Origin of the sequence: Sodalis-like endosymbiont of Proechinophthirus fluctus, from assembly GCF_001602625.1 — a bacterium.
GTDB lineage: Bacteria > Pseudomonadota > Gammaproteobacteria > Enterobacterales > Enterobacteriaceae.
This window is the reverse complement of sequence record NZ_LECR01000023.1, coordinates 128,290-133,448: the sequence shown is the minus strand read 5'-3', so window position 1 is coordinate 133,448 and position 5,159 is coordinate 128,290. Positions and strand designations below refer to the sequence as shown.

Sequence of the window (5,159 nt, the reverse complement as noted above, 5' to 3'; positions counted from 1 at the left end):
AATGCTATGGGTTTTCTTATCGGTAAGCGTATTCTGGTGACTGGCGTTGCCAGCAACCGTTCAATTGCATATGGCATCGCTCAGGCTATGCACCGTGAGGGGGCGGAGCTGGCTTTCACTTACCAGAATGACAAATTGAAATTACGGGTGGAAGGATTTGCTGCCGGTTTCAATTCCAGCATCGTGCTGCCGTGCGACGTGGCGGAAGATGCCAGTATAGAAGCGCTGTTCACCCGTCTAGCCAATATCTGGCCGACGTTTGACGGTTTCGTACATGCCATCGCTTATGCCCCCGGCGACCAATTGGACGGCGATTATGTGAACGCCGTGACTCGCGAAGGTTTCGCCATCGCGCACGATATCAGCTCCTACAGCCTCGTCGCCATGGCAAAAGCCTGCCGACCAATGCTTAATCTCAACGCTGCTTTGGTGACGCTGACCTACCTGGGCGCAGAACGCGCCATCCCCAACTATAATGTCATGGGCCTGGCCAAAGCCTCTCTAGAGGCCAATACCCGTTATATGGCCAACGCTATGGGGCCGCAAGGTGTGCGTGTGAATGCCATTTCCGCGGGTCCTATCCGCACTCTGGCCGCATCCGGCATCAAGAACTTTAAAAAGATGCTGTCCTACTGCGAGTCGGTGATACCAATTCGCCGCGCAATAACCATTGAGGACGTCGGCAATGCCGTTGCTTTCCTGTGCTCCGATCTGTCGGCTGGCATCACCGGCGAGGTGGTGCATGTGGATGGTGGCTTTAATATCTCCGCCATGAACGATCTTGACCTAGATTAATCGCTTCGTGGGTCGGAAGTTCGGCCCCTTTCCTAGCTCGACAGATTACGGGCGCTTGTTAAGCATTCGCCACTAGTCTCCTCCTTCGCCATACTTGCCACAGTCACGCCCTTTTTGCTGTTACGCCGTGCGTTCTATCACTCTACAGCTGCTGTTACACTACCACGGTGATAAACACCATGCTTGCTATAACGCCGCGTTGTTCTGCATGGCACTGTTGATGTTATATCAAGTACGATCTTGATAGCCAGGAAGTCAGTTTGAAAAGGATATCAGATGGTGGTATCACAACCCATCAGGGAGGATCCATGTGGCGGTTCGCTCTGCGGCTCCTAAATCCTGTGCCGGCCGAGGAGGTGATTCGGGTAATGGAGTTGATTGAGTTTGGTTATGTGATGATAATCGCTTCGGTCGTCTCAACGGTACATATGCTTATTAACACCTAACGCCCACGCGTTAGGTGTTTATCAATCTCTCGGCATTTTCATTCCCCTCATCGTCACTAATTGCATCTTCATAGGTCGGTCGGAAGCCTTTGCATCGTATTTATCAGCATGGGCTTTACTTTATGCTGGGCTAGCAGGAAAATACTTTATTGATCAACGCATGAAAGCCAGGAAGCCGAAGGCGACCCGACCGGTAGTGCTGCAATAGGGACAGTCATTAGCCGATGAATAAAACCAAGCGTTATGACATTCTTTGTCGACTGCAAGCCAATAATCCTCATCCCACCACCGAGCTGGTGCACCGTTCGCCTTTCGAGCTACTGATTGCGGTACTGCTCTCTGCCCAGGCTACCGATGTCAACGTCAATAAGGCTACCAACCTGTTATTCCCAGTGGCTAATACGCCGCAGGACATGCTGACGCTGGGGGTGGACGGAATTAAAAGTTATATCAAATCGATAGGACTCTTTAACAACAAAGCAAAAAATATCATTAAAACCTGCCGACTGCTACTAGAACGGCACCAGGGCGAGGTACCAGAGGATCGCGCTGCGCTGGAGGCGCTGCCGGGCGTCGNCCGCCAATGTCGTGCTTAATACTGCTTTCGGCTGGCCGACGATTGCCGTGGATACCCATATCTTCCGCGTCGCTAATCGTACCCGCTTTGCGGTTGGTAAAGACGTAGAAGTGGTGGAAAAAAAGCTGTTGGCCGTCGTGCCGAAAGCGTTTCATGGCGATTGCCACCACTGGTTTATTCTCCACGGCCGCTATACTTGCATAGCCCGCACACCGCGCTGCGACTCCTGCCTGATTGAAGATCTATGTGAGTACGATCGAAAACATTATCCGCAATAACCTGTCCTCGATACCCAGACCGTTCAAGGAGTTGCGCCCAGCAGCGACCTGACGCGGTCGTTGCTGGGCCGACCAGATACAGACGGCACGTGATGGCCATTGACGCCGCGACGTCGTCCGTATCGCTTTTGCCAGTTTAGGAAGGCGCTGCAAAAATCCGCTTAGGACTATAGTCAAACATATCTGCGCCGTTGTCTTTGCACTATTGCAGATAAGCGGCAAATGCATAGTCTCGAATGTTGTATCCCGTCTGTCTGGTTGAGGTTGAGGGCACAGAGATTCACCTTCTTCAACTATTTTTCTATCATAGGTAAGTAATTAATTTTCATATTGAAAAATTAATGACTTTTGACAATTCTAAACCTAGAAGCACAAAAACCGATTGTCTTGGGACTGCATTATATTTTACGCTTCGCCGGGACTGTATTATGCAACAGCGTTAAAATCTTCCGAACGACAGAGAATGGATGTTTAACCGTTTGCCCGTTTTGAAAACTATACGTGTGGAATGATGCTGCCATCATTACCCACGACAATTTCTACAAGCTAAAAGCAGAATGAAAAACGAGGTCCTTGTGTCAACTGCAAACCAACCAACCACGGAACAACGCGTGACCATCAACGCGTTCAAGCAACCGAAATCGTTTTATTTAATTTTTTCCATCGAGCTGTGGGAGCGATTCGGCTACTACGGCCTGCAGAGTATTCTGGCCGTTTACCTAGTAAAAATGCTAGGCCTGTCAGAATCTGCCTCCATTACCTTGTTTTCATCCTTCAGCGCGCTGGTCTATGGCTTTGTTGCCATCGGCGGTTGGCTAGGCGACAAAGTGCTCGGCACCAAACGCGTCATCATTCTCGGCACCCTGGTGCTCACCGTCGGATACAGCATGGTAGCCTGGTCCGGCCATGAAGTTTTCTGGGTTTATCTTGGCATGGCCACGATCGCCGTCGGCAGCGGATTGTTCAAAGCCAACCCACCCTCTTTGCTGTCCACCTGCTATAAAAAAGGTGATCCTCGCCTGGATGGCGCTTTTACCATGTATTACATGGCCATCAACATTGGTTCTTTCCTGTCGATGCTCGCAACTCCCTGGCTGGCGGCGCATTACGGCTGGAGCGTGGCGCTTTCGTTAAGCGTATTCGGGATGCTTATCACTCTGGTGAACTTTGTATTGTGCCGCGGCTACGTTAAGTATTACGGTTCGGCGCCAGATTTTGAAGCGCTTAACGGGTCGTGTCTTCTGGCGGTGATTGCCGGCATCCTTGTTCTTATCCCCGTCGCTACCTGGTTGCTTTATCATCAAGATATCGCGCGTATGGTGCTCGGCATGGTGACGCTCGGCATTTTGCTGATCTTCGCCTATGAAACCCTGCGTCTGGACGGAGCAATGCGCCGCCGTATGCTAGTCTCGTTTATCATGATGCTGGAGGCGGTATTTTTCTTCGTGCTATATAGCCAGATGCCGACCTCGCTTAATTTTTTCGCTATCCATAATGTTGAAACTTCGCTGCTAGGACTGGATTTTGAACCTGAGCAGTTTCAAGCACTGAATCCTTTCTGGATCATGCTTTCCAGCCCGCTACTGGCGGCGGGATATAATCGCCTAGGAGATCGCCTGTCAATGCCATTCAAATTTGCCATCGGCATGGTGCTGTGTTCGCTAGCCTTCCTGGTGCTGCCGCTGGGTGCGCATTTCGCCAGTACGGCCAGGCTGGTGTCGACTTACTGGCTCATTTTGAGCTATGCGCTGCAAAGCATTGGCGAGTTGATGATATCCGGACTCGGTCTGGCGATGGTAGCGCAACTGGTTCCGCAGCGTTTGATGGGGTTCATCATGGGCGCCTGGTTCCTAACCACCGCTGCGGCGGCGATTATCGCCGGCTTCGTTGCCAACTTATCCACGGTACCATCCGAAATGAGTGATACACACCACTCTTTGCAGGTCTATAGTCATGTGTTTATGCAGATAGGCGTCTACACTGGCGTCATCGCCGTGCTGATGCTGGCGTTTGCGCCGAAGCTTAACCGCTTGGCTTGGGCGGACAGTGCTGTGCAACCTACTCAAAAGGGCATGATGTCAGCTACACAGGGCGAATAATAGCCCTGCTGGCTTCCCTGCCTTCCCTATTTACAGTAGAGGTTAGAGTGAAAAAATCCTGGCCATTAGGCCGGCTTGCAAGCAAAAAGCACCCAAAAGCACGCCTGACTATCAACACAGCCACGGATAATACTGTCTAGCGTTTACATCACCGGCGACGCCGGGAAATGATGTTTCGTCGCCGCGATTTGATCTTATGTCGCTACCACCTGCAGTTCATATTTCTCCGCTCTCCTTGATTTATTTCATCACCTCCATACACCGTTGCAGTGACGTGCTCCAGCGCTTTCTTCGGGCTCAATCCCTTTAGCTCCTTTATCCTTTTTAGCAGATTCACCAGCAGCAGGCCGCTGCAATAGTGAGATCCCCCACTGGTTTACGGGCGAAAAAATCTATCATTGGTCGACAGGTATGTTAGGCTTGGTCAGTGGTAATCAGCATTGTTTCAGACGTTGGGGATCATAACCGACTTAGCTGAGATGTTTTACCAGTGCTATACGCGGTCCAAGCTCAATGCGGGCGGCAGCGACCGCTTTGTCCACCGAGATTACGCGACGTCCGCTAATCTGCTCTAGCTTTAGCAGATTCAGCGCGATAGTATTGGTAGCCAGCCTGCTGCACGTACTCTCTCTTCTCCGGCGCACCAATATAGCCGCTCAGCATTGTATCACAGCACTTCAGACCCTTATATCCTTTACATCGATCGGTACTTCGCTGGCACACCATCCATCCGGTCCACTTGATCATACTGGGTGTAGTTGGAAAACTGCACGGTATTGAGCAGCCACACATTAACGCCTATCCGGCGCATGGAAAACACCGCGGAGCTATTGCCCGTATGACCGGTATACCACGTGGGACTAAATTGAAAGAACATTCTTCATCACAAAAAATCGCCTTACACATCTCCGGCTCGCAGCCCCTGCGGGAAATCCTGCTATTGCCAGTCGAGCAGACAGTAGTG

At 51.1% G+C, this 5,159-nt stretch carries 5 protein-coding genes and 2 pseudogenes; 6 read left to right on the top strand and 1 reads right to left on the bottom strand.

The window, feature by feature from the left end; genetic code table 11:
* The first annotated feature begins 6 nt into the window (after nt 1–6).
* The 5 genes and pseudogenes from fabI (at nt 7) to dtpA (ending at nt 4,195) form a co-directional block, all read left to right on the top strand.
* Nucleotides 7–795 (top strand): enoyl-ACP reductase FabI, encoded by a 789-nt coding sequence (fabI, locus tag BG74_RS03110; protein WP_066596536.1) that lies wholly within the window; start codon nt 7–9, stop codon nt 793–795.
* Between the two features lie 389 nt (nt 796–1,184).
* Nucleotides 1,185–1,353, top strand: a pseudogene (locus BG74_RS20390) (Rnf-Nqr domain containing protein); the annotation flags it as partial.
* Nucleotides 1,354–1,465: 112 nt separating this feature from the next.
* A pseudogene (locus BG74_RS16240) lies at nt 1,466–1,817 on the top strand (endonuclease III); the annotation flags it as partial.
* Between the two features lies 1 nt (nt 1,818).
* A partial coding sequence (locus BG74_RS16235) for an endonuclease III (protein ID WP_501037406.1) occupies nt 1,819–2,096 on the top strand: 278 nt, incomplete at its 5' end.
* Between the two features lie 575 nt (nt 2,097–2,671).
* Nucleotides 2,672–4,195, top strand: a complete 1,524-nt coding sequence (gene dtpA / locus BG74_RS03100) for a dipeptide/tripeptide permease DtpA (RefSeq protein WP_066596550.1) — start codon at nt 2,672–2,674, stop codon at nt 4,193–4,195.
* Nucleotides 4,196–4,665: 470 nt separating this feature from the next.
* Here the strand turns inward: dtpA and BG74_RS20385 are convergent, their stop codons facing one another.
* Nucleotides 4,666–4,839, bottom strand: coding sequence for a hypothetical protein (locus BG74_RS20385; RefSeq protein ID WP_439895648.1), 174 nt, complete (start codon nt 4,837–4,839; stop codon nt 4,666–4,668).
* 95 nt (nt 4,840–4,934) lie between these two features.
* On the opposite strand from BG74_RS20385, the gene BG74_RS20380 reads away from it, so the two are divergent.
* A partial coding sequence (locus BG74_RS20380; protein ID WP_439895647.1) for a hypothetical protein occupies nt 4,935–5,159 on the top strand: 225 nt, incomplete at its 3' end.

Bases quoted from the DNA above. Each gene is read 5' to 3' on its own strand.
- fabI (WP_066596536.1), top strand. From the start codon at position 7: ATGGGTTTTCTTATCGGTAAGCGTATTCTGGTGACTGGCGTTGCCAGC.